Raw genomic sequence first — 22,596 nt, forward strand, 5'->3', positions numbered from 1 at the left:
GATTATTTCGCCAGAATGCGATGACGCCAATCTTCCGCGCGCGCCTTGAGCGCGGCTTCGTCCAGAGTTTTGAGTTGGCGTTGTTCCAATAGGGCCTGACCTTTGACCCAGACATGGCTGACTTGTTCGCGGCCGGCCGCGTAGACCACGTGGGAGATCGGGTCGAAGGCCGGCGCGGTTTCGATGGCGGACAGATCGATGGCGATCAGGTCGGCCTGCTTGCCGGTCTTGATCGAGCCGACTTTGTCGGCGATGCCCAGCGCGCGCGCGCCGTTGAGCGTAGCCATGCGGATGGCGGCGGCGGCGGGCACCGAGGTGGGGTCCAGCGTGCCCACTTTGGCCAGCAGCGCCGCCAGCCGGGTTTCCGCCAGCATGTCCAGTTTGTTGTTGGAGGCGGCGCCGTCGGTGCCTATGCCCACCGCGATGCCGGCCTGCAGCATCTTGGGAATGGGGGCGATGCCGGAAGCCAGCTTCATATTGGACGAGGGATTGTGCGCCACCGACACGCCGTGCTTGGCCGCCAGTTCGATTTCCTCGTCGTTCAGATGCACCATGTGGGCGGCGATCAGGCGCGGCGACAGCAGGCCCAGCTGTTGCAGGCGGGCCAGCGGGCGCTGGTGCCGCTCCTTGACGCTGTTGCTGACCTCGTCCGCGGTTTCGTGGATATGGCAGTGGATCAGCATGTCTTCCTGTTCCGCCAGCGTCACAACCTTGGCGAAGGTGTCGTCCGACACCGTGTAGGGCGCGTGCGGCGCCAGGGTGAAGGTGATCAGCTCTTCGCCCAGGAACTGGCGGCGCTCGGCCAGGGACTTGCTGATGTAGTCGTCGGCGTTGCTGGCGTAATTGGTGGGGAACTCCAGGATGGAACAGCCGACAAAAGTGCGCATGCCGGAGGCCAGGCCGGCGCGGGCCATCGCGCCGTGATAGAAATACATGTCGTTGATGGTGGTGGTGCCGCCGCGGATCATCTCCCCCATCGCCAGCAGCGCGCCGTCGAACACGAAATCGTCGCGCACGTGTTTGCCCTCGGCCGGCCAGATATGATTGGTCAGCCAGTCCATCAGCGCCTTGTCGTCGGCGAGGCCGCGCAAGAGCGTCATCGCGGAGTGGCCGTGCAGATTGATCAGGCCCGGCATCAGCACGTGGTTGGGCAATTCCACGCGTTGATCCGCTTCCAGCGCGCCGGCTTGGTCGGCTGGAATAATCGCGGCAATCCTGCCATCCTTCAGAGCAATGGCGTGGTTTTCCAGGATTTCGCCGTCTTCCTCGACGGTAATGATCCAGCGGGCGGTGATAATTTTGTCATAACGGGACTGGGACATGGGGCAATCCTGGCGCGATTTTGAAGTGACGTGGATTGTAGGCCGAGGCCAAATGCAAGGCAATGACGGAGCGCGGGAAGCGGCGGCGAAGCAGGCCGGCGCAAGGCTTGCCGGATCCGGGCTTGACAAGGCGATGACTAGTGAATATTCCAGCATTTTGCCGCGATTATCCGGTGTATACTTTTGAAAATATGAACAACTGACGCATGGGCTCAATTGCCTGCGGCTAATGGCGAGCGATAATAAACGCAAACATGGCACACCACGCTGACGATAAATCCACAGCCAGTACCGGCCTTTCCCTCAGGGCTGTCTTTCTCATCGCCGTGGTGCTGGGCTTGCTGATTCCCGCGTCCATCATCAGTTATCTGAGTTTCAATATTCAACGGGACGCGTTGACCGCCCAGTTGGAAACCGATCAAAAACGCCTGCTGGACATCGTCGCTCTGGGCATGCAGGAGCCCTTGTGGAACCTGAGCCGCCAGGCCGGCAACCCGTTGATCGCTTCGGTGATGGAAGACGCGAGGGTGGTTTCCATCCGCGTCACCGACACCCAGTCCAATCAGATCTTTCTGTCTTCGGTGCGCGCGGAGCGCCGCATCGGCAGCGTCTCCTTCGTGGAAAAACCGGTGATCTACCGCGGCGAGGAAATCGGCCAGGTGACGCTGGAATTCGACAATGAACACCTCGCCATCGCGCTCAACAACCAGATCAAGAATATTCTGATGATTCTGGCGGCGCAGCTGGTGTTGTCCATTCTGCTGATCATGAGCATTCTGCACTCGCGTTTCCTCAGCCCGATGAAGGCCCTGACCGAACAGGCGCGCTTGCTGGCCGAACTCAAGCTGGACCGGCCGTTCGAATGGCAGCGCCGCGACGAGATCGGCCACCTGGGCAAACACTTGGAATGGACCCGCGCGGAACTCAAGCGCTTGCTGGACGAGTTGCGCGCCAAGACGCTGGCGCTGGAGGCGGACATTTCCCGCCGCCGCGAGGTGGAGGACGCGCTGCGCCGCTCCGAGAACAAATACCGCGAACTGTTCTGGTCCAACCTCGACGGCATTGTGATCAGCTCGCTGGATGGCCAGGTGATAGACGCCAACCCCGCCTTCCTCAACCTGATGTGCTACAGCCTGGATCAGCTCAAGCTACAGAATTTCTGGACGCTGGTGGGGCCGGAGAGCGAGGCGCTGGAGCGCTTCAATCTGGACAACAAGGTATTGCGCTTCGGCTACTGCGACGAGTTCGAGGCCACCTATATCAACCGTTTCGGCAATCCGGTGCCGGTCAGCGTCAAGACCGTGGCGATGCGCGACGCCTTCGGACGCATCAACGCGGTATGGCGCATGGTGCGCGACATCTCCGAGAAACGCGCGGCGGAGGAGAGGGTGCAACTGGCCGCCAAGGTGTTCGAGAACACCGTGGAAGGCATCATGATCACCGACGCGGACAAACGCATCCGCAGCGTCAACCGCGCTTTCACCGAGATCACCGGCTACACCCAGCACGAGGTGCTGGGCCAGAAGACCAGCGTGCTGTCCTCCGGCCGCCACGACCAGCCCTTCTACGAACAGATGTGGCAGTCCATCGCCGACCACGGCTCCTGGCAGGGCGAGTTGTGGAACCGCCGCAAGAACGGCGAGGTGTTCCCGGAATGGCTGGCGATCAACGCGGTGCGCAACAGCCTGGGCGAAATTACCCATTACGTGGCCATCTTCAGCGATCTGACCGAACGCAAGGCGGCCGACGAGCGCATCCAGTTCCTCGCCCATTTCGACGTGCTGACCAGCTTGCCCAACCGCGTGCACATGCAGGACCGGGTGGAGCTGGCTATCCACAACGCCGGCCGCGACAACGAGCGGCTGGCCTTGTTGCTGCTGGACCTGGACCGCTTCAAGACTGTCAACGAATCGCTGGGCCACACCGCCGGCGACACCCTGCTGCAGGTGGCGGCGGACCGGATCAAGGGGGTGCTGGGGCCGGGAGAGATGCTGGCGCGCCAGGGCGGCGACGAATTCATCGTGCTGCTGCCGGTGATTTCCGATCCGGGCGAGGCGGCGATGGCGGCGGAGCGCATCCGCGACGCCTTCACCGCGTCGATAGAGTTGCACAATCATGTGATCACCATTACGCCGTCCATCGGCATCAGCGTCTACCCGGACGACGGCCGCGACTACGAGACCCTGGTGCGCAACGCCGACGCGGCGATGTATCACGCCAAATCCTCGGGCCGCAACAGCTACAAGTTCTACACCGCCGACCTCAACGCCCGCGCCCGCGAAATCCTGGCGATTGAAAGCCAGCTGCGTTTCGCGCTGGAGCGCGAGGAGTTCGTGCTGCATTATCAGCCGCAAGTGGAAATGGCCAGCGGCCGCATCATAGGCGCCGAGGCGCTGATCCGCTGGAACCATCCGTCGCTGGGCGTGCTGGGGCCGGTGCGTTTCATCGAGGTGGCGGAGGAGCGCGGCTTCATCGTGCAGATCGGCAACTGGGTGATAGGTGAGGCCACGCGCCAGCTGGCCGCCTGGCGCAGCCAGGGGCTGCCGGAACTGACCCTGGCCATCAATCTGTCCGCCTTGCAGTTCCGCCAGTCCGATCTGGCGGATCAGATCACCTCGGCGCTGGCCACCAACGGCCTGCCCGGTCACGCGCTGGACATCGAGGTGACCGAGAGCGTGGTGATGGAAGACGCGATGGCCACCATACAGGCCATCGACAATATGAAGAATATGGGGCTGAAGCTGTCCATCGACGACTTCGGCACCGGCTATTCCAGCCTGTCCTATCTGAAGCGCTTCAAGGCGGACAAGCTGAAGATCGACCGTTCCTTCGTGCGCGACATCCCGCACGACGCCGACGACACCGCCATTGCCCGCGCCATCATCAATATGGCCAAGAACCTGAATATGAAGGTGGTGGCGGAAGGGGTGGAAACGATAGAGCAATGGCACTTCCTGCAACGCGAAGGCTGCGAATACGTGCAAGGCTACTTGATCGCCCGGCCGCTGCCGGCGGACGAGTTCGTCAAACTGCTGGCCCAGGATTGCCTGTTGCCGCAGGAGTGAGCTGACCCAAGGGCAGGGACGGGAGCGCGCGGATGACTTTCAAGATTGGCGACGAGGCGGTGGATGTCGGCAAGGAAGTGCTGTCGCGCAGCCTGGACTTCGTGCCCATTCCCATCCTGATTTCAGAGTCCGACGCCAAGCTGGATCAGCCCGGCCGGCGCGTGCATCGCTATCTGAACCGCGCTTTCCTGCAGCAGATAGGCTACACGCTGGAGCAGATGCCGGACATGGAGGCCTGGTTCCGTCTGGCTTATCCCGATCCGGCCTACCGCTTGGAGGTGGAGCAAAGCTGGCTGCAGGCGGTGAAGGACAGCCTGGCGCTGGGCCGCAACCTGGCGGAGATGACGGTGAGGGTGTGCTGCGCGGACGGCCGCCTGCGCTGGTTCATCGTCACCGCGCAACTGCATGCCGATCTGCTGCCCAACTGGCACATCGTCACCTTCCGCGACGTGGACGACCTCAAGTGCGCGATGGACGAGAACGTCAGGTTGTCGCGCACGGATTTTCTCACCGGTTTGATCAACCGCCGCGAGGCGGTGCGTCAGATGGAGGCCGCCTGGCTGCAATGGCTGCAGACGCGCCGGCCGTTCGCGGTCTTGTTGTGCGATATCGACCATTTCAAACTGGTGAACGACCATTTCGGCCATGACGGCGGCGACTATGTGCTGGTGGAAGCGGCGCGCTTGCTGAGCGAGGCGTTTCCGGACTTGCTCTGTTCGCGCTGGGGCGGGGAAGAGTTTCTGCTGCTGGCCCCGGACGCCGATCAGGCCAAGGCCGCGGCCTTGGCGGAACAGGCCCGGCAGCGGCTCGCCGCCGCCAATTTGCAATGGCAGCAGCATCCGGTGCCCTTGACCCTGAGCATAGGCCATGTCTGCGCGCAGCCGGGCCTGGAAGTGGAGGTCTTGCTGCAGCGCGCGGACGCCGCCTTGTACCAGGCCAAGGCGGCGGGGCGCAATTGCTGTCGGGCGGGGTGAGGCCGGGGGGCCGTCAACGGGCGGTCATCGCCTGTCTCAGGTAGTCGATGAACGCCCGCAGTTTCGCCGGCTGATGCAGGTGGTGCGGGTAATACAGGTAGAAGGCCTCCGCCGGCGGCATCCATTCTTCCAATACGGCGATCAGGCCGCCGTCCGCCAGATGGGGTTCGGCCATCGCCTGCGGCAGATAGGCGAGGCCGAGTCCGCCCAGCGCGACGTGCAGCGCCGCGGCGGTGTCGTTGGCGGTTAGCGGCCCTTGCACCGCGACTTCGAACGGCCGGCCGGCGTCGACGAATTGCCAGCGGTAGATCTGGCCGCTGCTGGCGAAGCGATAGCGCAGGCAATCATGTTGTCGCAACATGGCCGGATGCGCGGGTACGCCGCGCGTTTGCAAATAAGCCGGGCTGGCCGCCACGCAAAAGCGGAGCGGGGCGCTGACCGCCACCGCCTGCATATCCTGTTGCAGGCTCTCGCCGAAGCGCAGGCCGGCGTCCAGACCGCGCTCCACGATATCCACCAATTGATTGTTGACGTCCAGTTCCAGCTTTAGCTGCGGATGCGCGCGCATGAAGCCGGCCAACAAGGGATACAGCAGCAGGGCGGCGGCGGTATGCGGCAAGGTCAGCTTCAGGGTGCCGCTGAGCTGACCTTGCCATTGGCGAGTGTCTTCCAGCGCGCCGTCCAGCTGTTCCAGCAGCGGCCTTATCCGCGCCAGCAGCGCCTGGCCGGCTTCGGTCAGCCCAACCTTGCGGGTGGTGCGGTTCAGCAGGCGCACGCCCAGTTGCGCCTCCAATTGACGCAGCGTCTGGCTCAGCGCCGAGGGCGTGACCTCTTGCTGGGCGGCGGCGCGGGTGAAGCTGCCGTGCTGGGCGATGAGGCGGAAGGCTTGCAAGGCATGCAGGGAGTTTTGCGGCATTGTGAAGATTTTCTACGTAATGCATGTAGATTAAGCCGGTTTTTCCGATGAAGGCAAGTGCATATGCTTTAGGCATCTTAACCGACCACGAAGGATGGCTGGCATGAAACAACGTATCCTGGGCCGTAACGGCCCCTCCGTTTCCGCTTTGGGCTTGGGCTGCATGGGCATGAGCGCTTTCTACGGCGCGCATGACGACGCGGAATCGCTGCGCACGCTGAATCACGCGCTGGATCGCGGCGTCAATCTGCTGGACACCGCGGATATGTACGGACCTTACCGCAACGAGGAATTGCTGGCGCAGCTGCTGAAGTCGCGCCGTAGCGAGGTGGTGCTGGCCACCAAGTTCGGCATCGTGATGGACCCGGCCAATCCGGCCGCGCGCGGCGTCAACGGACGGCCGGAATACGTGCGCAGCAGTTGCGAAGGCAGTCTCAAGCGGCTGGGCGTCGACGTCATCGATCTTTACTATCTGCACCGCGTGGACCCGCAAGTGCCTATCGAAGAAACGGTGGGCGCGATGGCGGAGCTGGTGCGCGCCGGCAAAGTCCGTTACCTGGGCCTGTCCGAGGCCGCGCCCGACACCTTGCGCCGCGCGCACGCCGTCCATCCCATCCACGCGCTGCAAAGCGAATACTCGCTGTGGACGCGGGACCCGGAGCAGCAAACGCTGGCCTTGTGCCGGGAGCTGGGCGTCGGCTTCGTCGCCTACAGCCCGCTGGGGCGCGGTTTTTTGACCGGGGCGATCCGAAGCCCGGACGACTTCGACGCCGACGACTACCGGCGCGGCAATCCGCGCTTTCTCGGCGAGAATTTCCGCCGCAATCTGGCGCTGGTGGACCGGGTGAAGGCCTTAGCCGAAGCCAAGGGCTGCACGCCGGCGCAATTGGCGCTGGCCTGGGTGCTGGCGCACGGCGATCACATCGTCGCCATTCCCGGCGCGCGCCGCATCCGCAATCTGGACGACAATCTGGGCGCGCTGACGCTGGCACTGAGTCCGGCGGAGCGGGCGGAAATCGACGCGGTCTTTCCGCCGGAGGCCGTCAGCGGCCTGCGTTACGCGTCCGAGGTGATGGCGACGGTGCAGCGCTGAGTGCGGTTTTAGCGGTCTCGCCGCCAGTCGCGGCGGTCGCGCTCATGGCCGCGGCCATGGTCGTGATCGTCGTCGCCATGCCAGCCGTGGCGTTCGTGTTCGCGCCTGTACTCATGGCCGCGTTGAACCTGCTGATAACGCGGCACATAGACTTGGCGGTACCACTCGTCGCGAACGAAGTAGACCGGGCGGCCGCAGGCGCCGTAGCGGCCGCAGTAGCGACGCCAATCCTTCATGTGGCCGGGCGGCACCCGCAGATACATCGGCGCCACCGCCACCGGGGCGGGCTGGATGACCACCGGTTGCGGATAGATCAGCTGCGGCGTCGGGAAACCGCCCAGGCTGAGTTGTCCGTAGAAACCGGGCTGGCCGATGGTGATGGAGACGCCGGCCTGGGCCGGCATGGCGCAGAGCCATGCCGAGGCGCTCAGCGCGGCGAATGCGAATAGACGTTTCATGGCGAATGTCCTTTTAGTCGTACAAGCGAGTGTTGTACTGCCAATATCGTCCGGCACTATTGCGCATGCGCGAAGCTGAAGGACGGAATGATGTCTATTGTTGGCGGAAAGGAGGTTTAGCAAACAAAAGCAAAACTTCCCGGCCGCGATGGGCAGCCTGGCAAGGCGCCCTGCGTTGCCGCGAGTCTTGTCTTCTATAGGAAACGCTTTCATGCAAAAACTTCTGCAAGTCCACTTTGATTTTTCCGGTCCTTTCGGCGACGAGATGGCAAGCCGCTTGCAAGAGCTGGCGGCGTCCATCAATCAGGAGCCCGGCTTCCTCTGGAAAATATGGACGGAGAGCCCGGACCGGCAAGAGGCCGGCGGCATTTATCTGTTTGCCAGCGAAGAAACGGCGCAAGCTTATCTGCGCATGCACAGCACAAGACTGAAAGCCTTGGGGGTGACCGAGGTCAGCGGCAGGATTTTCGACGTGAACCTGGCGCTCAGCGAGCTCAATCATGCGGGCTTTGCGCGCGGGCCGGAGCCGCTTGGGGCCGAGTAGCCGGCAGCCCTGGTCAGCGGGACTCCGCGCCGACGGCTTTGTCCACGCGTGAAAAGCGCGATGCGGGGGGAGGGGGCGCGGGAAAAGAAAAAGCCGCTCGCCGGAAGGCGGGCGGCTGGGTCGAGCCGTAGGCTTGAAGCGCTTATTCCGGACGCATCTGCGGGAACAGAATGACGTCGCGGATGGACGGCGCGTCGGTCAGCAGCATCACCAGGCGGTCGATGCCGATGCCGCAGCCGCCGGTCGGCGGCAGGCCGTATTCCATCGCGCGGATGTAGTCGGCGTCGTAGTGCATCGCCTCGTCGTCGCCGGCGTCCTTCTGCGCCACCTGGGACAGGAAGCGCGCGGCCTGGTCTTCCGGATCGTTCAACTCGGAGTAGCCGTTGGCGTGCTCGCGGCCGACGATGAACAGCTCGAAGCGTTCGGTCAGGCCCGGCTTGCTGTCGGAACCGCGCGCCAGCGGGGACACTTCCACCGGGTAGTCGATGATGAAGGTCGGGTTCCACAGCAGGCTTTCGGCGCACTCTTCAAACAGCGCCAGTTGCAGGCTGCCCAGGCCCGGCGCCGGCGGCAGCTTGCCGCCCAGGCGCTTGATCTCGCCGGCCACCCAGGCCGCGTCGTCCAGTTGAGCATCTGTGTATTGCGGGTTGTAGTGCTTGATCGCGCCGACGATGGTGAAGCGGTCGAACGGTTTGCCCAGATCCACTTCCTTGCCCTGGTAGCTGACGGTGGTGGAGCCGCAGGATACCAGCGCGCATTCGCGGATGATGGCTTCGGTCATTTCCATCATGCGCTGGTAGTCGCTGTAAGCCTCGTAGAACTCGATCATGGTGAACTCGGGGTTGTGGCGCGTGCTCATCCCCTCGTTGCGGAAGTTGCGGTTGATCTCGAACACGCGCTCCAGACCGCCCACCACCAGGCGCTTCAGATACAGCTCAGGCGCGATGCGCAGGTATAAGGGCATGTCCAGCGCATTGTGGTGGGTGACGAAAGGCTTGGCCGCGGCGCCGCCCGGAATCGGGTGCATCATCGGGGTTTCCACTTCCAGATAGCCTTCGCCCACCATCACGTCGCGCACCTTCTGGATGATCTTGGAGCGCTTGATGAAGGTCTGGCGGCTGTCCTCGTTCATGATCAGGTCGGCGTAGCGCTGGCGGTACTTGGTTTCCTGATCGGTGATGCCGTGGAATTTCTCCGGCAGCGGACGGATGTTCTTGGACAGCAGGCGCACTTCGCTGGCCTGCACCGTCAGTTCGCCGGTCTTGGTCTTGAACAGCACGCCCTTGACGGCGACGATGTCGCCCAGATCCCAGTGCTTGAACTCGGCGTGCAGCTCTTCGCCCACGCCGTCATTGGAGATATAGGCCTGGATGCGACCGCTGCCGTCTTGCAGCGTGGCGAAGCTGGCCTTGCCCATCACACGTTTCAACATCATGCGGCCGGCGACGGCAACCTCGATCTTTTCGGCTTCCAGCGCTTCCTTTTCCTTGCCGGCGTGAGCGTCCTGCAGGACTTGCGCGAAGTGGCTGCGCTTGAAGTCGTTGGGGAAGGCGATGCGCTGTTCGCGGATGCTCTTCAGCTTTTGGCGGCGCTCCGCCATGATCTGGTTTTCGTCCTGGCTGGGCGATGCTTGCTCGTGTTCAGACATGTTCACTCCGTAATTCAATGCAATGGCTGTTGGCCGCCGCAGGGGCGGCGGCCGGGTTAAGCGGGTTTAGGTTCAGACGCCCTGTTTCAGGCTGGCCTCGATGAAGCCGTCCAGGTCGCCGTCCATCACGCCCTTGATATTGCCCACTTCGTAGCTGGTGCGCAGATCCTTGATGCGGGACTGGTCGAAGACGTAGGAGCGGATCTGGTGGCCCCAGCCCACATCGGTCTTGGTGTCTTCCAGCGCCTGCTTGGCCTCGTTGCGCTTTTTCAGTTCCAGTTCGTACAGCTTGGCGCGCAGCATCTGCATCGCTTCGTCGCGGTTGCGGTGCTGGGAGCGGTCGTTCTGGCACTGCACCACGATCCCGGTGGGATTGTGGGTGATGCGCACGGCGGAGTCGGTCTTGTTGATGTGCTGACCGCCGGCGCCGGAGGCGCGGTAGGTGTCGACGCGCAGATCGGCCGGATTGATGTCGATCACGAAGCTGTCGTCCACTTCCGGATAGACGAAGACCGAGGAGAAGGAGGTGTGGCGGCGCGCGTTGGAGTCGAACGGCGACACGCGCACCAGGCGGTGCACGCCCACTTCAGAGCGCAGCAGGCCGTAGGCGTATTCGCCGCTGATCTTCAGCGTGGCGCTGGTGATGCCGGCCACTTCGCCTTCGGATTCTTCCAGCACTTCCACGCTGAAACCCTTGCGTTCGGCGTAGCGGATATACATGCGCAGCAGCATGCCGGCCCAGTCCTGGGCCTCGGTGCCGCCGGCGCCGGCCTGGATGTCCAGGAAGCAGTTGTTCGGGTCCATCGGATCGTGGAACATCCGGCGGAATTCCAGCTGCGCGAGCTTGGCTTCGGCGGTGTCCAGATCGGCCTGCACGGCCAGGATGGTGTCGTCGTCGTTTTCGGCGCGGCCCATCTCGAACAATTCGGCGCTGTCGCCGACCATGGCGCTGATCTCGTCGATCACAAGCACCACGTCTTCCAGCTGTTTGCGCTCGCGGCCCAGTTCCTGGGCGCGCTTGGGATCATTCCAGATGTCCGGGTCTTCGGTCAGGCGGGAAACTTCTTCCAGACGGTCTTTTTTACCGTCGTAGTCAAAGATACCCCCGGATGTCGGCGCCACGGGTGGCCAGGTCGTCTATCTTGGCCGCGATTTGGTTCAGTACTTCGACTTCAATCATGCTCAACTCCAAATGGCAGTCTGTTAAATATAGGCAGTCGGGAAATCGGGTCTTGATCAAAGACAAAAAAGCGCACCGTAAGGTGCGCTTTTGCTGAAAAGACTTGGGATGGATCAGCCAAACAGGTGAGCGATGGCGGCGCGCTCTTCTTCCAGTTCGGCCAGGGTGAAGTTCATCCGCTCGCGGCTGAACTCGTCGATTTCCAGACCTTGCACAATCTTGTATTCGCCATTTTCGCATACAACCGGGAAGCCGTACATCACGCCTTCCGGGATGCCGTAGGAGCCGTCGGACGGAATGCCCATGGTCACCCATTTGCCTTGGCTGCCCAGCACCCAGTCGTGGACGTGGTCGATGGCGGCGTTGGCGGCGGAGGCGGCGGAAGACAGGCCGCGCGCTTCGATGATGGCGGCGCCGCGCTTGCCCACGGTGGGCAGGAATACGTCGCGGTTCCAGGCTTCGTCATTGATCATGGCCTTGACCGGCTGGCCGGCGATGCTGGCGAAGCGGTAGTCGGCGTACATGGTCGGCGAGTGGTTGCCCCATACCGCCAGCTTCTCGATGGCGGCCACCGGCTTGCCGGTCTTGGCGGCGATCTGGGACAGCGCGCGGTTGTGGTCAAGACGCAACATGGCGGTGAAGTTTTTCGGATTCAGGTCCGGAGCGGACTTCATCGCGATCCAGGCGTTGGTGTTGGCCGGGTTGCCCACTACCAGCACTTTCACGTCGCGGGCGGCGTGGTCGTTCAGCGCCTTGCCTTGAACGGTGAAGATGGCGCCGTTGGCTTCCAGCAGATCCTTGCGCTCCATGCCCTTGCTGCGCGGGCGGGCGCCCACCAGCAGCGCGACCTTGACGTCCTTGAAGGCCACGTTCGGGTCGTCGGTGGCGACCATGCCGGCCAACAGCGGGAAGGCGCAGTCTTCCAGTTCCATCATCACGCCCTTGAGGGCGGTTTGGGCTTGCGGCAGGTCCAGCAGTTGCAGGATGACCGGTTGATCCTTGCCGAGCATTTCGCCGCTGGCAATGCGGAACAGCAGACTATAGCCGATTTGGCCGGCTGCGCCGGTGACGGCGACGCGAACGGGAGCTTTCATTGGCGGACTCTCCTTTGATGTATCCGATAATGACGATATGCAGATGTTGCTCTGCAGCATTGAATGCTTTTGTGCGGCTGAGTGTAACACGGAGTATAGCCAAAGTGGGGGTGTAATCCTCATCAGAAAAGCTGATGGGTCCGGTAAAGTCTTGTATCTTATATAAGACTTGTATTTACGCTTGATTTGTTTGGTGATACAACAGAGAACATGACAGATCGACCGCTGCGTAGACAGCCGCTGTACAGCCAGATCAAGCAGCAATTGCTGCGCCGGATCGGCGATGGCGAATGGCAGGAGAACGATGCCTTGCCCAGCGAATGGGACTTGGCGGACGAGCTGGGCGCAAGTCAGGGCACGGTGCGCAAGGCCTTGGGCGAACTGGTGGCCGACGGCCTGCTGTATCGCGCGCAGGGCAGGGGCACTTTCGTGGCGCCGGCGCCCAGCGAGTGGGGTGAAGGCCTGCTGCTGACGCCGGGCCTGTTCAACGAGCAGCCGGACGATCTGGCGCGGGAGTTCCTCGGCATTTCGCGGGGCAACGCCAGCGACGACATGGCCGCGGCATTGCAATTGCGGCGCGCTGCGCCTTTATTGAGAGTTCGGCAGCTGTGGCGTTGGCACGGCATCCCGGTCGCGGTGGACGAGGCCTTCTTGCCGGCCGACGAGTTCGAGGGGCTGGACGCGCGATGGCTGCGCGGCTCGTCCGGGGTGTACCAGGCGCTGCAGCAGCGTTTCGGCATCCGTTTGAAAGTATTGTGCGAGCAGTTTCGCGCGTTGATGCTGCCGCGCGAGGAGAGTGCGCTGCTCGGCGTCACCGGCATGGTGGCCGAGGCGCCGGCCTTGAGTCTGATCCGGATTTCCGGCTCGATGGAGGGCGTGCCGCTGGAGTGGCGGCAGCGTTACTGTCTGACGCACAACTGGGCTTACACCGCCCGCCGGGCTTGACGCGGCGGGCTTTTGACGTGACGTGGACGGCTGGGCCGGCGGCGAAAAACGGGCCGCGGCCAGCCAGTTTTGCTAGAATCCCCGGGTCATATTGCACCGCGATATTCCTGGTGCGGCATGAGCGGTAATGACGGGCATCCAGCCATAACAACAACGGAGCCCTTCAGGCGGGCGGTCTCGTAGCGGACCGTCTGTTGTGTAACCTCTTGGTTCTAAAAACATCCAAGGAAGCCATATGCAGAAGCAACGACCAAAGCACCTGGATCTGGCCAAGATCAGATTGCCGATTCCCGGCATCGTCTCGATCTTGCACCGGATCAGCGGTGTTGCGCTGTTCTTTTCTCTCCCACTGTTGATTTACCTGTTGCACGGTTCGCTGAGTTCGGCCGAATCGTTCGAAACCTACCGCGCCGTGGTGGGCAACCCGCTGATGAAGCTGGTGTTGTTCGGCCTGTTGTGGGCGTATATGCACCACTTCTGTGCCGGTATCCGTTTCCTCTTCCTCGATATTCATAAAGGTCTCGAACTGCAGACCGCCCGCGCCACCGCCAAGACCGTCGTGGCCGTCAGCCTGGCGCTGACCGTGGTTCTGGGAGTTGCTCTATGGTAAATCGCAATGTCGTCGGCGCCGGCTATGGCCTGCGCGATTGGATCATGCAGCGCGTCACCGCGGTGATCATGTTGATCTACACCGTGGCTTTGGCTTTGTTCCTGTTGACCATGCCGTCCGGCTACGAAGGCTGGAAGGCGTTCTTCGGCCAGTTCTGGGTGCAGTTGCTGACCCAGGTGAGCCTGATCGCTCTGTTCCTGCACGTATGGGTGGGCATCCGCGATCTGTGGATGGACTATGTGAAGCCGGTGGGCGTTCGCCTGGCGCTGCACGTGTTCACCATCGTCTGGCTGGTTTCCTGTTTTATCTATTCCGTTAAAGTGGTCTGGGGGCTGTAATGGGTATTCCTGTTCGTCATTTCGACGCCGTTATCGTTGGGGCAGGCGGAGCAGGCATGCGCGCGGCCTTGCAATTGTCCGAGGCCGGCCTGAAGACAGCGGTGCTGTCCAAGGTATTCCCGACCCGCTCCCACACCGTGGCCGCCCAAGGCGGCGTGTCCGCTTCTCTCGGCAACTCCGAGGAAGATCATTGGCACTGGCATATGTACGACACCGTCAAGGGGTCGGACTGGCTGGGCGATCAGGACGCCATCGAATTCATGTGCCGCGAAGCGCCCAAGGTGGTGGTGGAGCTGGAGCACTTCGGCATGCCGTTCGACCGCAACGCCGACGGCTCCATCTACCAGCGCCCGTTCGGCGGCCATATGTCGAATTTCGGCGAAAAGCCGGTGCGCCGCGCCTGCGCCGCAGCCGACCGCACCGGCCACGCCATGCTGCACGCGCTATACCAGCGCAATGTGCGCGCCAATACCCATTTCTTCGTTGAATGGATGGCGCTGGACCTGATCCGCGACGCCGACGGCAATGTCCAGGGCGTGATCGCCATGGAAATGGAAACCTCGGAAATCGTCGTGTTCCAGGCCAAGGCCACCTTGTTCGCCACCGGCGGCGCCGGCCGCATCTTCTCCTCGTCCACCAACGCCTTCATCAATACCGGCGACGGCCTGGGCATGGCTTCCCGCGCGGGCATCCCGCTGGAAGACATGGAGTTCTGGCAGTTCCACCCGACCGGCGTGGCCGGCGCCGGTGTGTTGATCACCGAAGGCGTGCGCGGCGAAGGCGGCATTCTGCGCAATGCGCAGGGCGAACGCTTCATGGAGCGCTACGCGCCCAACGCCAAGGACCTGGCGTCCCGCGACGTGGTGTCGCGCGCGATGGTGACCGAGATCAACGAAGGCCGCGGCTGCGGTCCGAACAAGGATCACGTGCTGCTGGACATCACTCACCTGGATCCGGAAGTGATCATGTCCAAGCTGCCGGGCATCCGCGAGATTTCGATCAAGTTCGCCGGCGTGGACCCGATCAAGGCCCCGATTCCGGTGGTGCCGACTTGCCATTACCAGATGGGCGGCATTCCCACCAACTACCACGGCGAAGTGGTGGTGCAGGGCGAAAAAGTGCAGGGCTTCTACGCGGCCGGCGAATGCGCCTGCGCGTCGGTGCACGGCGCCAACCGCCTGGGCACCAACTCGCTGCTGGACTTGCTGGTGTTCGGCAAGAGCTCGGCCAACTCCATGATCGAGTTCATCAAGCAGCATCCGGAAGACCTGCCGGAACTGGCGCTGGCCGATGTCGAGCGCTCCGTCGCCCGCGTCGAGCGCCTGAATCAGCAGACCGGCGGCGTGCAAGTCAACGACGCGCGCGAAGCCATGCAGCGCACCATGCAGGCGCACTGCGGCGTGTTCCGCTTCAAGGACATGCTGGCCGAAGGCGTGGAGAAGATTCTGGAAGTGGAGAAGATGGTGCAGCGCACCGAGATCTCCGACAAGTCCAATGTCTTCAACACCGCCCGCATCGAGGCGCTGGAGCTGGAGAACCTGATCGAAGTGGCCAAGGCCACCATGATCTCGGCCAACGCCCGCACCGAGAGCCGCGGCGCCCATGTGCGCGACGACGCCAAGGACACCGAGGAAACCCCGAACGGCCGCGACGACAAGAACTGGCTGAAGCATACCTTGTGGTATCGCGAAGCCAACCGTCTGGATTACAAGCCGGTCAATCTGAAGCCGCTGTCGGTCGATACGATCGCGCTGAAGACCCGCTCCTACTAAGGGTTCCATCAAGATGACTACCGAAACCGTCAAATTCCGCATCTACCGCTACAATCCGGAAACCGATGCCAAGCCGTATATGCAGGACATCAGCGTGGAGATGGACTCCACCGAGCACAAGCTCTTGGACGCGCTGGTCAAGCTGAAGGTGAAGGACGACACGCTGAGCTTCCGCCGCTCCTGTCGCGAAGGCGTGTGCGGTTCCGACGCGATGAACATCAACGGTAAGAACGGCCTGGCCTGCCTGACCGACTTCCGCGACCTGAAACAGCCGATCGAGCTGCGTCCGCTGCCGGGTCTGCCGGTGATCCGCGATCTGATCGTGGACATGACCCAGTTCTTCAAGCAGTACCACTCGATCAAGCCTTATGTGATCAACGACACGCCGCCGCCGGAACGCGAGCGCAAGCAGTCGCCGGAAGACCGCAAGGAACTGGACGGCCTGTACGAGTGCATTCTGTGCGCGTGCTGCTCGACGTCCTGCCCGTCCTTCTGGTGGAACCCGGACAAGTTCGTCGGTCCGGCCGGCCTGTTGGCCGCCTATCGCTTTATCGCGGACACCCGCGACGAAGCGACCAAGGAGCGCCTGGACAACCTGGAAGACCCGTACCGCCTGTTCCGTTGCCACACCATCATGAACTGCGTGGACGTGTGTCCTAAGGGCCTGAATCCGACCAAGGCGATTGGCAAGATCAAGGACCTGATGGTCAAGCGTGCAGTATGACCGCCTACGATCCGATTGAACTCAAGCGGATCCGTTGGCGGTCCCGGCGGGGGCTGCTGGAGCTGGATCTGGTGCTGGAGAAATTCTTCGCCGGCCCCTTCGACCAGCTCGCCCCCGCCGAGATTGAGGCTTATCGGCGGTTGCTGGATTTGCCCGATACCGATTTTCTGGACGTCGTCAGCGGCAAGGCCGATCTGGACGACCCGGAAGAGATGGGCATCGTGGCGATTCTCCGTTCGCTCTGACGGCTGTGCATCACCCCAATTACAACGACCATAAACCGACTGGGAGTATTGCTGTGGAAACTGATCGCAAAGTAACGCTCACATACAACGAGGGTAAGGAAACTCTGGATTTGCCGGTCCAGAGCGGCACTTTGGGGCCGGATGTCGTCGACATCCGCACCTTCTCCAAAACCGGCATGTTCACGTTCGACCCGGGCTTCCTGGCCACCGCCAGCTGCGAGTCCGGCATCACCTTCATCGACGGCGATCTGGGCCAGCTCTACTATCGCGGCTACCCGATCGAGCAACTCGCCGAGAAGAGCGATTACCTGGAAGTCTGCTACCTGCTGCTGAACGGCGAGCTGCCGACCGCGGCGCAGCGCAAGGACTTCGAGCGCGGCATCATGCGCCACAATATGCTGCACGATCAGCTGATGAGCCTGTTCAAGGGCTTCCGTCGCGACGCGCACCCGATGGCGGTGATGGTGGGCGTGGTGGGCGCGCTGTCCGCCTTCTACCATGACTCGCTGGACATCTCCAATCCTGAGCATCGCCGCATTTCCGCGCATCGCCTGGTGGCCAAGCTGCCGACCATCGCCGCGCAAGCTTACCGCTACAACAAGGGCCTGCCGTTCTCCTACCCGAAAAACGGCCTGACCTACGCGGAAAACTTCCTGCACATGATGTTCTCCACCCCGTGCGAAGAGTACAAGGTGAACCCGGTGCTGGCGCGCGCGCTGGACCGCATCTTCACCCTGCACGCCGATCACGAGCAGAACGCCTCCACCTCCACTGTGCGTCTGGCGGGCTCCTCCGGCGCCAACCCCTTCGCGTGTATCGCCGCCGGCATCGCCTGCCTGTGGGGCCCGTCCCATGGCGGCGCCAACGAAGCCGTGCTGAAGATGCTGGATGAAATCGGCAGCGTGGAAAACGTGGCCGACTTCATGCAAGGCGTGAAGGACAAGCGCTACAAGCTGATGGGCTTCGGCCACCGCGTGTACAAGAACATGGACCCGCGCGCTTCCATCATGAAGCAGACCTGCGACGAAGTGCTGAACGAACTGGGCCTGCACAACGATCCCAAGTTCAAGCTGGCGATGGAACTGGAAAAGATCGCGCTGTCCGACCCGTACTTCATCGAGCGCAAGCTGTACCCGAACGTGGACTTCTACTCCGGCATCGTCTTGTCGGCCATCGGCATCCCGGTGTCGATGTTCACCCCGATCTTCGCGCTGGCCCGCACCGTGGGCTGGATCGCCCACTGGAGCGAAATGATCTCCGACCCGGCGATGAAGATCGGCCGTCCGCGTCAGTTGTACACCGGCGCCCCCCGCCGCGATTTCATTCCGGTGGAGAAGCGCAAGTAAGCAGGAACGAGGGTTGGCTGGAGCAGGGCTTCAGCCAGCCTTTTTTTCCGGCCCGACGGCGGGCCGGGGCAGGGTCAGAATGTTATGGGAAGCACAACAAAAAGTTTTTCCGATAGCGTTTTCCCCATGCAGCAACAGGGAGTTCGCGCCAGGGCGTAGCTGGCCGGATTCCGAACAGAAACGACAAAGGGTAGCCCCATGATGCAATCCATGTACAGCCATTCTTACCTGTTCGGTGGGAATGCACCGTTCATCGAGGAGCTGTACGAACAGTACCTCGCTGACGCCAACTCCGTTCCGAACGAGTGGCGCGACTATTTCGACAAGCTGGCGCAAGCGCCGGGCGCTGCCGAACGCGATGTGCCGCACATGCCGATCCAGGAATCCTTCATTCAGCTGGCCAAGAAGCCGGCCGCCGGCCAGCGCGCCAGCAGCGGGGCGGAATGGGACACCATGCAAAAGCAGGTGGGGGTGCTGAAACTGATTTCCGCCTACCGCGTGCTGGGCAGCCGCCAGGCCAATCTGGACCCGCTCAAGCGCATGGACCAGGAACTGGTGCGCGAACTGGACCCGGCTACCCACGGTTTGACCGGCGCCGACATGGCGGTGCAATTCAACGCCGGCTCGCTGGTGGGCCCGCAGAAGATGCCGCTGTCCGACATCCTGGCGCGCCTGAAGCAGACCTACTGCGGTAATATCGGCGTCGAGTACATGCACATCACCAAGTCGGATGAAAAGCATTGGGTGCAAAAGCGCTTCGAGGGCGACCTGTCCACGCCGCATTACGACGCGGCCAAGAAGCAGCGCATCCTGAAGCAGATCACCGCGTCCGAGACGCTGGAACGCTATCTGCACACCAAATACGTCGGCCAGAAGCGCTTCTCGCTGGAAGGCGGCGAGTCCGCCATTGCCGCGCTGGATCACCTGATCCAGAACGCCACCGGCCAGGGCGTGCAGGAACTGATCATCGGCATGGCCCACCGCGGCCGTCTGAACGTGCTGGTCAACACCCTGGGCAAGCTGCCGCGCGACCTGTTCGCCGAATTCGAAGGCAAGGCCGCCCAGCAAATGGCCTCCGGCGACGTGAAGTACCACATGGGCTTCTCCTCCGACATCCCGACCGCCGACGGCCCGATGCATGTGTCGCTGGCCTTCAACCCCTCGCACCTGGAAATCGTCAACCCGGTGGTGGAGGGCTCGGTGCGCGCGCGCCAGGAACGCCGCAAGGACGCGGAACGCAAGACCGCGGTGCCGGTATTGATCCACGGCGACTCCGCCTTTGGCGGCCTGGGCGTCAACCAGGGCACCTTCAATCTGTCGCAGACCCGCGGCTACGGCACCGGCGGCACGATACACATCGTGATCAACAACCAGGTGGGCTTCACCACCTCGGACACCCGCGACATCCGCTCGACGATGTATTGCACCGACGTGGCCAAAATGATCGAAGCGCCGATCTTCCACGTCAACGGCGATGATCCGGAAGCCGTCTGCTATGTGATGCAGGCCGCGCTGGACTACCGTATGACCTTCAAGAAGGACGTGGTCATCGATCTGGTGTGCTATCGCAAACTGGGCCATAACGAGGGCGACGACCCGTTCCTGACCCAGCCGATGATGTACAAGAAGATCGCCAAGCACCAAGGCGTGCGCGCGATGTACGCCGAACGTCTGGTGCAGGAAGGCGTGCTGAAGGCGGAAGAGGCCGACGCTCAGATCCAGGCCTACCGCGACGCGCTGGATAAGGGCGAGCACGTAGAGCAGACCGCGCTGACCAATTACAAGCGCGAACACGCGCTGGACTTCAGCCAGTACTTGGGCACCCACTGGGCGCATCCGACCGACACCTCCTTGCCGCAGGCCGACATCCAGCGCCTGACCGAGAAGTTCACCTCGCTGCCGGACGGCTTCAAGCTGCATCCGACGGTGCAGAAGGTGCTGGCCGCGCGCAAGGCGATGGCCGCCGGCGAGCAGAACGCGGACTGGGGCATGGCCGAGACCCTGGCCTACGCCAGCCTGGTGACCAACGGCTTCGGCGTGCGCCTGTCCGGCGAAGACTCCGGCCGCGGCACCTTCTCCCATCGTCATTCGGTCTTGCACGACCAAAACCGCGAGAGCTGGGACCAGGGCAGCTATGTGCCGCTGCGCAATATGTCCGACAACCAGGCCGATTTCCTGGTGATCGACTCCATCCTGAACGAAGAAGCGGTGCTGGCCTATGAATACGGCTATGCCTGTTCCGCTCCGGATCAGCTGGTGATCTGGGAAGCCCAGTTCGGCGACTTCGCCAACGGCGCCCAGGTGGCCATCGACCAGTTCATTTCCTCCGGCGAGACCAAGTGGGGCCGTCTGTGCGGCCTGACCACCATCCTGCCGCACGGCTACGACGGCCAGGGCCCGGAACACTCGTCCGCGCGCCTGGAGCGTTGGCTGCAACTGTGCGCCGAGCACAATATGCAGGTGGTGATGCCGTCCGAAGCCTCGCAGATGTTCCACATGCTGCGTCGCCAGGTGCTGCGCCCGTATCGCAAGCCGCTGGTCATCTTCCTGTCCAAGCGCCTGCTGCGCTTCAAGGATTCGATGAGCCCGATCGAAGCGTTCACCAGCGGCGGTTTCCGCCCGGTGATCGGCGACGCGGTGGTGCAGGACGCCAAGAAGGTCAAGCGCGTGCTGCTGTGCGCCGGTCAGGTGTATTACGACCTCGCCGCCGCCCGCAAGGAGCGCGGCCTGGACGACGATATCGCCATCGTCCGCATCGAGCAGCTGTATCCGTTCCCGACCGAGCAGGTGGCCGCCGAACTGGCGCGCTTCCCGCAGGCGCGCGAAGTGATGTGGGTGCAGGAAGAGCCGCGCAACCAGGGCGCCTGGTATCAGATCCGCCACCGCCTGGAAGGCCTGCTGGGCGCCAAGCAGTCGCTGTCCTTCGCCGGCCGTCCGTCGTCCGCTTCCCCGGCCGTAGGCTATATGAGCAAACACGTCGCCCAACTCAAGGCTTTCGTTGAAGAAGCCATGTCGGTCGCCAAATAACCACTGAATGAGTTCGAGGCAGCCGGAGGGCTGCCTCTACATGGAGAAGAACATGCTGATTGAAGTCACCGTCCCGCAACTGCCCGAGTCCGTATCCGAAGCCACGCTGATGAGCTGGCACAAGAAGGTTGGCCAAGCCGTCAGCCGCGACGAGAACCTGATCGACCTGGAAACCGACAAGGTGGTGCTGGAACTGCCGGCGCCCCAGGCAGGCGTGATCGTTGAAATCATCGTGGAAGACGGCGCCACCGTGGTGTCCGGCCAGCTGATCGCCAAGATCGACACCGCCGCCAAGGCCGGCGACGTGGCTCCGGCCGCAGCCGCCGCGCCGGCTCCGGCAGCCGCCCCGGCGCCCGCCGCCGCTCCGGCAGGCGGAGCCGCCATGCCGTCCGCCGCCAAGCTGGCCGCCGAAACCGGCGTGGACCTGTCCAAGGTGGCCGGTTCCGGCCGCGATGGCCGCGTGCTGAAGGAAGACGTGCAGGCCGCCAAGCAAGCTGCTCCTGCCCAGGCCGGCCCGGTGCTGGCTCCGGCCGCCGCCGGCGCCGCGCTGTCCGCCACCCCGGCCGCGGTCAATGTCGCCGCCATTCTGTCCGACCGTCCGGAACAGAGCGTGCCGATGTCCCGTCTGCGTCAGCGCGTGGCCGAGCGTCTGATCCTGTCGCAGCAGACCAACGCCATCCTCACCACCTTCAATGAAGTGAACATGAAGCCGGTGATGGACCTGCGCGCCAAGTACAAGGACCGCTTCGAGAAGGAACACGGCATCAAGCTGGGTTTCATGGGCTTCTTCGTCAAGGCCGTGGTCGCCGCGCTGAAGAAATACCCCATCGTCAACGCCTCGGTGGATGGCAACAACATCATCTATCACGGCTACTTCGATATCGGCGTGGCCGTGGGCAGCCCGCGCGGCCTGGTGGTGCCGGTGATCCGCAACGCCGACCAACTGAGCCTGGCCGACATCGAGAAGCAGATCTCCGAATTCGGCAAGCGCGCCCAGGAAGGCAAGCTGACCGTGGAAGAACTGACCGGCGGCACCTACACCATCTCCAACGGCGGCACCTTCGGTTCGATGATGTCCACCCCCATCATCAACCCGCCGCAGTCCGCGATCCTGGGCATGCACGCCACCAAGGAGCGCGCCGTGGTTGAGAACGGTCAAGTGGTGGTGCGCCCGATGATGTATCTTGCCCAGTCCTACGACCACCGCATCATCGACGGCCGCGAAGCCGTGCTGAGCCTGGTGGCGATCAAGGACGCGATTGAAGATCCGGCCCGCCTGATCCTCGACTTGTAAT

The 22,596-nt window shown here is 62.9% G+C and carries 19 protein-coding genes; 13 read left to right on the top strand and 6 right to left on the bottom strand.

The annotated features are described in order from the left end of the window. Window positions 1-2: 2 nt before the first annotated feature. Entirely contained in the window at window positions 3-1,322 is a 1,320-nt protein-coding gene (locus tag QUG03_RS08690) for a TRZ/ATZ family hydrolase (RefSeq protein ID WP_107798157.1), read from the bottom strand. A gap of 254 nt (window positions 1,323-1,576) precedes the next feature. On the opposite strand from QUG03_RS08690, the gene QUG03_RS08695 reads away from it, so the two are divergent. Both QUG03_RS08695 and QUG03_RS08700 read left to right on the top strand, forming a co-directional pair. Beyond that, a complete protein-coding gene (locus tag QUG03_RS08695) occupies window positions 1,577-4,387 on the top strand; it encodes a bifunctional diguanylate cyclase/phosphodiesterase (protein ID WP_107798158.1) in 2,811 nt (936 codons plus the stop codon). Window positions 4,388-4,419: 32 nt separating this feature from the next. After that, window positions 4,420-5,361, top strand: coding sequence for a GGDEF domain-containing protein (locus tag QUG03_RS08700; RefSeq protein ID WP_227106930.1), 942 nt, complete (start codon window positions 4,420-4,422; stop codon window positions 5,359-5,361). 13 nt (window positions 5,362-5,374) lie between these two features. Here the strand turns inward: QUG03_RS08700 and QUG03_RS08705 are convergent, their stop codons facing one another. Next, window positions 5,375-6,277: a LysR family transcriptional regulator gene (locus QUG03_RS08705; RefSeq protein WP_227106932.1), complete on the bottom strand. Its 903-nt coding sequence runs from the start codon at window positions 6,275-6,277 to the stop codon at window positions 5,375-5,377. A gap of 103 nt (window positions 6,278-6,380) precedes the next feature. Here QUG03_RS08705 and QUG03_RS08710 point away from each other — a divergent pair, with 103 nt between their 5' ends. Beyond that, window positions 6,381-7,370: an aldo/keto reductase gene (locus QUG03_RS08710; RefSeq protein WP_107798161.1), complete on the top strand. Its 990-nt coding sequence runs from the start codon at window positions 6,381-6,383 to the stop codon at window positions 7,368-7,370. Window positions 7,371-7,378: 8 nt separating this feature from the next. On the opposite strand, the gene QUG03_RS08715 is transcribed toward QUG03_RS08710, so the two are convergent. Next, complete coding sequence (locus QUG03_RS08715; protein ID WP_107798162.1) at window positions 7,379-7,828, bottom strand: hypothetical protein; 450 nt, start codon at window positions 7,826-7,828, stop codon at window positions 7,379-7,381. Between the two features lie 211 nt (window positions 7,829-8,039). Between QUG03_RS08715 and QUG03_RS08720 the strand changes: the two genes are divergently transcribed. Beyond that, window positions 8,040-8,372, top strand: a complete 333-nt coding sequence (locus QUG03_RS08720) for a monooxygenase (RefSeq protein ID WP_500819851.1) — start codon at window positions 8,040-8,042, stop codon at window positions 8,370-8,372. A gap of 142 nt (window positions 8,373-8,514) precedes the next feature. Here the strand turns inward: QUG03_RS08720 and lysS are convergent, their stop codons facing one another. From lysS to QUG03_RS08735, 3 genes are all read right to left on the bottom strand, one after another. Next, complete coding sequence (gene lysS, locus QUG03_RS08725) at window positions 8,515-10,020, bottom strand: lysine--tRNA ligase (RefSeq protein ID WP_500819852.1); 1,506 nt, start codon at window positions 10,018-10,020, stop codon at window positions 8,515-8,517. A gap of 72 nt (window positions 10,021-10,092) precedes the next feature. Beyond that, window positions 10,093-11,197 (bottom strand): peptide chain release factor 2 gene (gene prfB / locus QUG03_RS08730; protein ID WP_146176780.1). Its coding sequence is split into 2 segments (ribosomal slippage): window positions 10,093-11,115 and window positions 11,117-11,197, totalling 1,104 coding nucleotides; the frame shifts between segments, so codons are not numbered across the junction. Between the two features lie 116 nt (window positions 11,198-11,313). Then, the gene (locus QUG03_RS08735; protein WP_227106976.1) at window positions 11,314-12,294 is read right to left on the bottom strand and encodes a malate dehydrogenase; all 981 of its coding nucleotides are present in this window, start codon (window positions 12,292-12,294) and stop codon (window positions 11,314-11,316) included. A gap of 210 nt (window positions 12,295-12,504) precedes the next feature. Between QUG03_RS08735 and QUG03_RS08740 the strand changes: the two genes are divergently transcribed. The 9 genes from QUG03_RS08740 (at window position 12,505) to odhB (ending at window position 22,595) form a co-directional block, all read left to right on the top strand. Continuing rightward, window positions 12,505-13,239 (top strand): GntR family transcriptional regulator, encoded by a 735-nt coding sequence (locus QUG03_RS08740; protein WP_048415654.1) that lies wholly within the window; start codon window positions 12,505-12,507, stop codon window positions 13,237-13,239. A gap of 235 nt (window positions 13,240-13,474) precedes the next feature. Then, complete coding sequence (gene sdhC / locus QUG03_RS08745; RefSeq protein ID WP_500819853.1) at window positions 13,475-13,849, top strand: succinate dehydrogenase, cytochrome b556 subunit; 375 nt, start codon at window positions 13,475-13,477, stop codon at window positions 13,847-13,849. Beyond that, a complete protein-coding gene (sdhD, locus tag QUG03_RS08750) occupies window positions 13,843-14,187 on the top strand; it encodes a succinate dehydrogenase, hydrophobic membrane anchor protein (protein WP_043592734.1) in 345 nt (114 codons plus the stop codon). The genes sdhC and sdhD overlap by 7 nt, the downstream gene beginning before the upstream one ends. Then, on the top strand, window positions 14,187-15,959 hold the full coding sequence (gene sdhA, locus QUG03_RS08755; protein ID WP_107798167.1) for a succinate dehydrogenase flavoprotein subunit: 1,773 nt from the start codon (window positions 14,187-14,189) through the stop codon (window positions 15,957-15,959). Before sdhD ends, sdhA begins: the two co-directional genes overlap by 1 nt. Window positions 15,960-15,972: 13 nt before the next feature. Further along, the gene (locus QUG03_RS08760; RefSeq protein WP_107798168.1) at window positions 15,973-16,683 is read left to right on the top strand and encodes a succinate dehydrogenase iron-sulfur subunit; all 711 of its coding nucleotides are present in this window, start codon (window positions 15,973-15,975) and stop codon (window positions 16,681-16,683) included. Then, a complete protein-coding gene (locus QUG03_RS08765; RefSeq protein ID WP_107798169.1) occupies window positions 16,680-16,928 on the top strand; it encodes an FAD assembly factor SdhE in 249 nt (82 codons plus the stop codon). Before QUG03_RS08760 ends, QUG03_RS08765 begins: the two co-directional genes overlap by 4 nt. A gap of 53 nt (window positions 16,929-16,981) precedes the next feature. Continuing rightward, complete coding sequence (gltA, locus tag QUG03_RS08770) at window positions 16,982-18,274, top strand: citrate synthase (RefSeq protein ID WP_107798170.1); 1,293 nt, start codon at window positions 16,982-16,984, stop codon at window positions 18,272-18,274. 198 nt (window positions 18,275-18,472) lie between these two features. Then, on the top strand, window positions 18,473-21,301 hold the full coding sequence (locus tag QUG03_RS08775; protein ID WP_107798171.1) for a 2-oxoglutarate dehydrogenase E1 component: 2,829 nt from the start codon (window positions 18,473-18,475) through the stop codon (window positions 21,299-21,301). A 52-nt stretch (window positions 21,302-21,353) separates the two neighbouring features. Beyond that, window positions 21,354-22,595: a 2-oxoglutarate dehydrogenase complex dihydrolipoyllysine-residue succinyltransferase gene (odhB, locus tag QUG03_RS08780; RefSeq protein WP_081544315.1), complete on the top strand. Its 1,242-nt coding sequence runs from the start codon at window positions 21,354-21,356 to the stop codon at window positions 22,593-22,595. The last annotated feature ends 1 nt before the right edge of the window (window position 22,596 follow it).

Source organism: Chromobacterium sp. CCUG 30098, assembly GCF_059916605.1.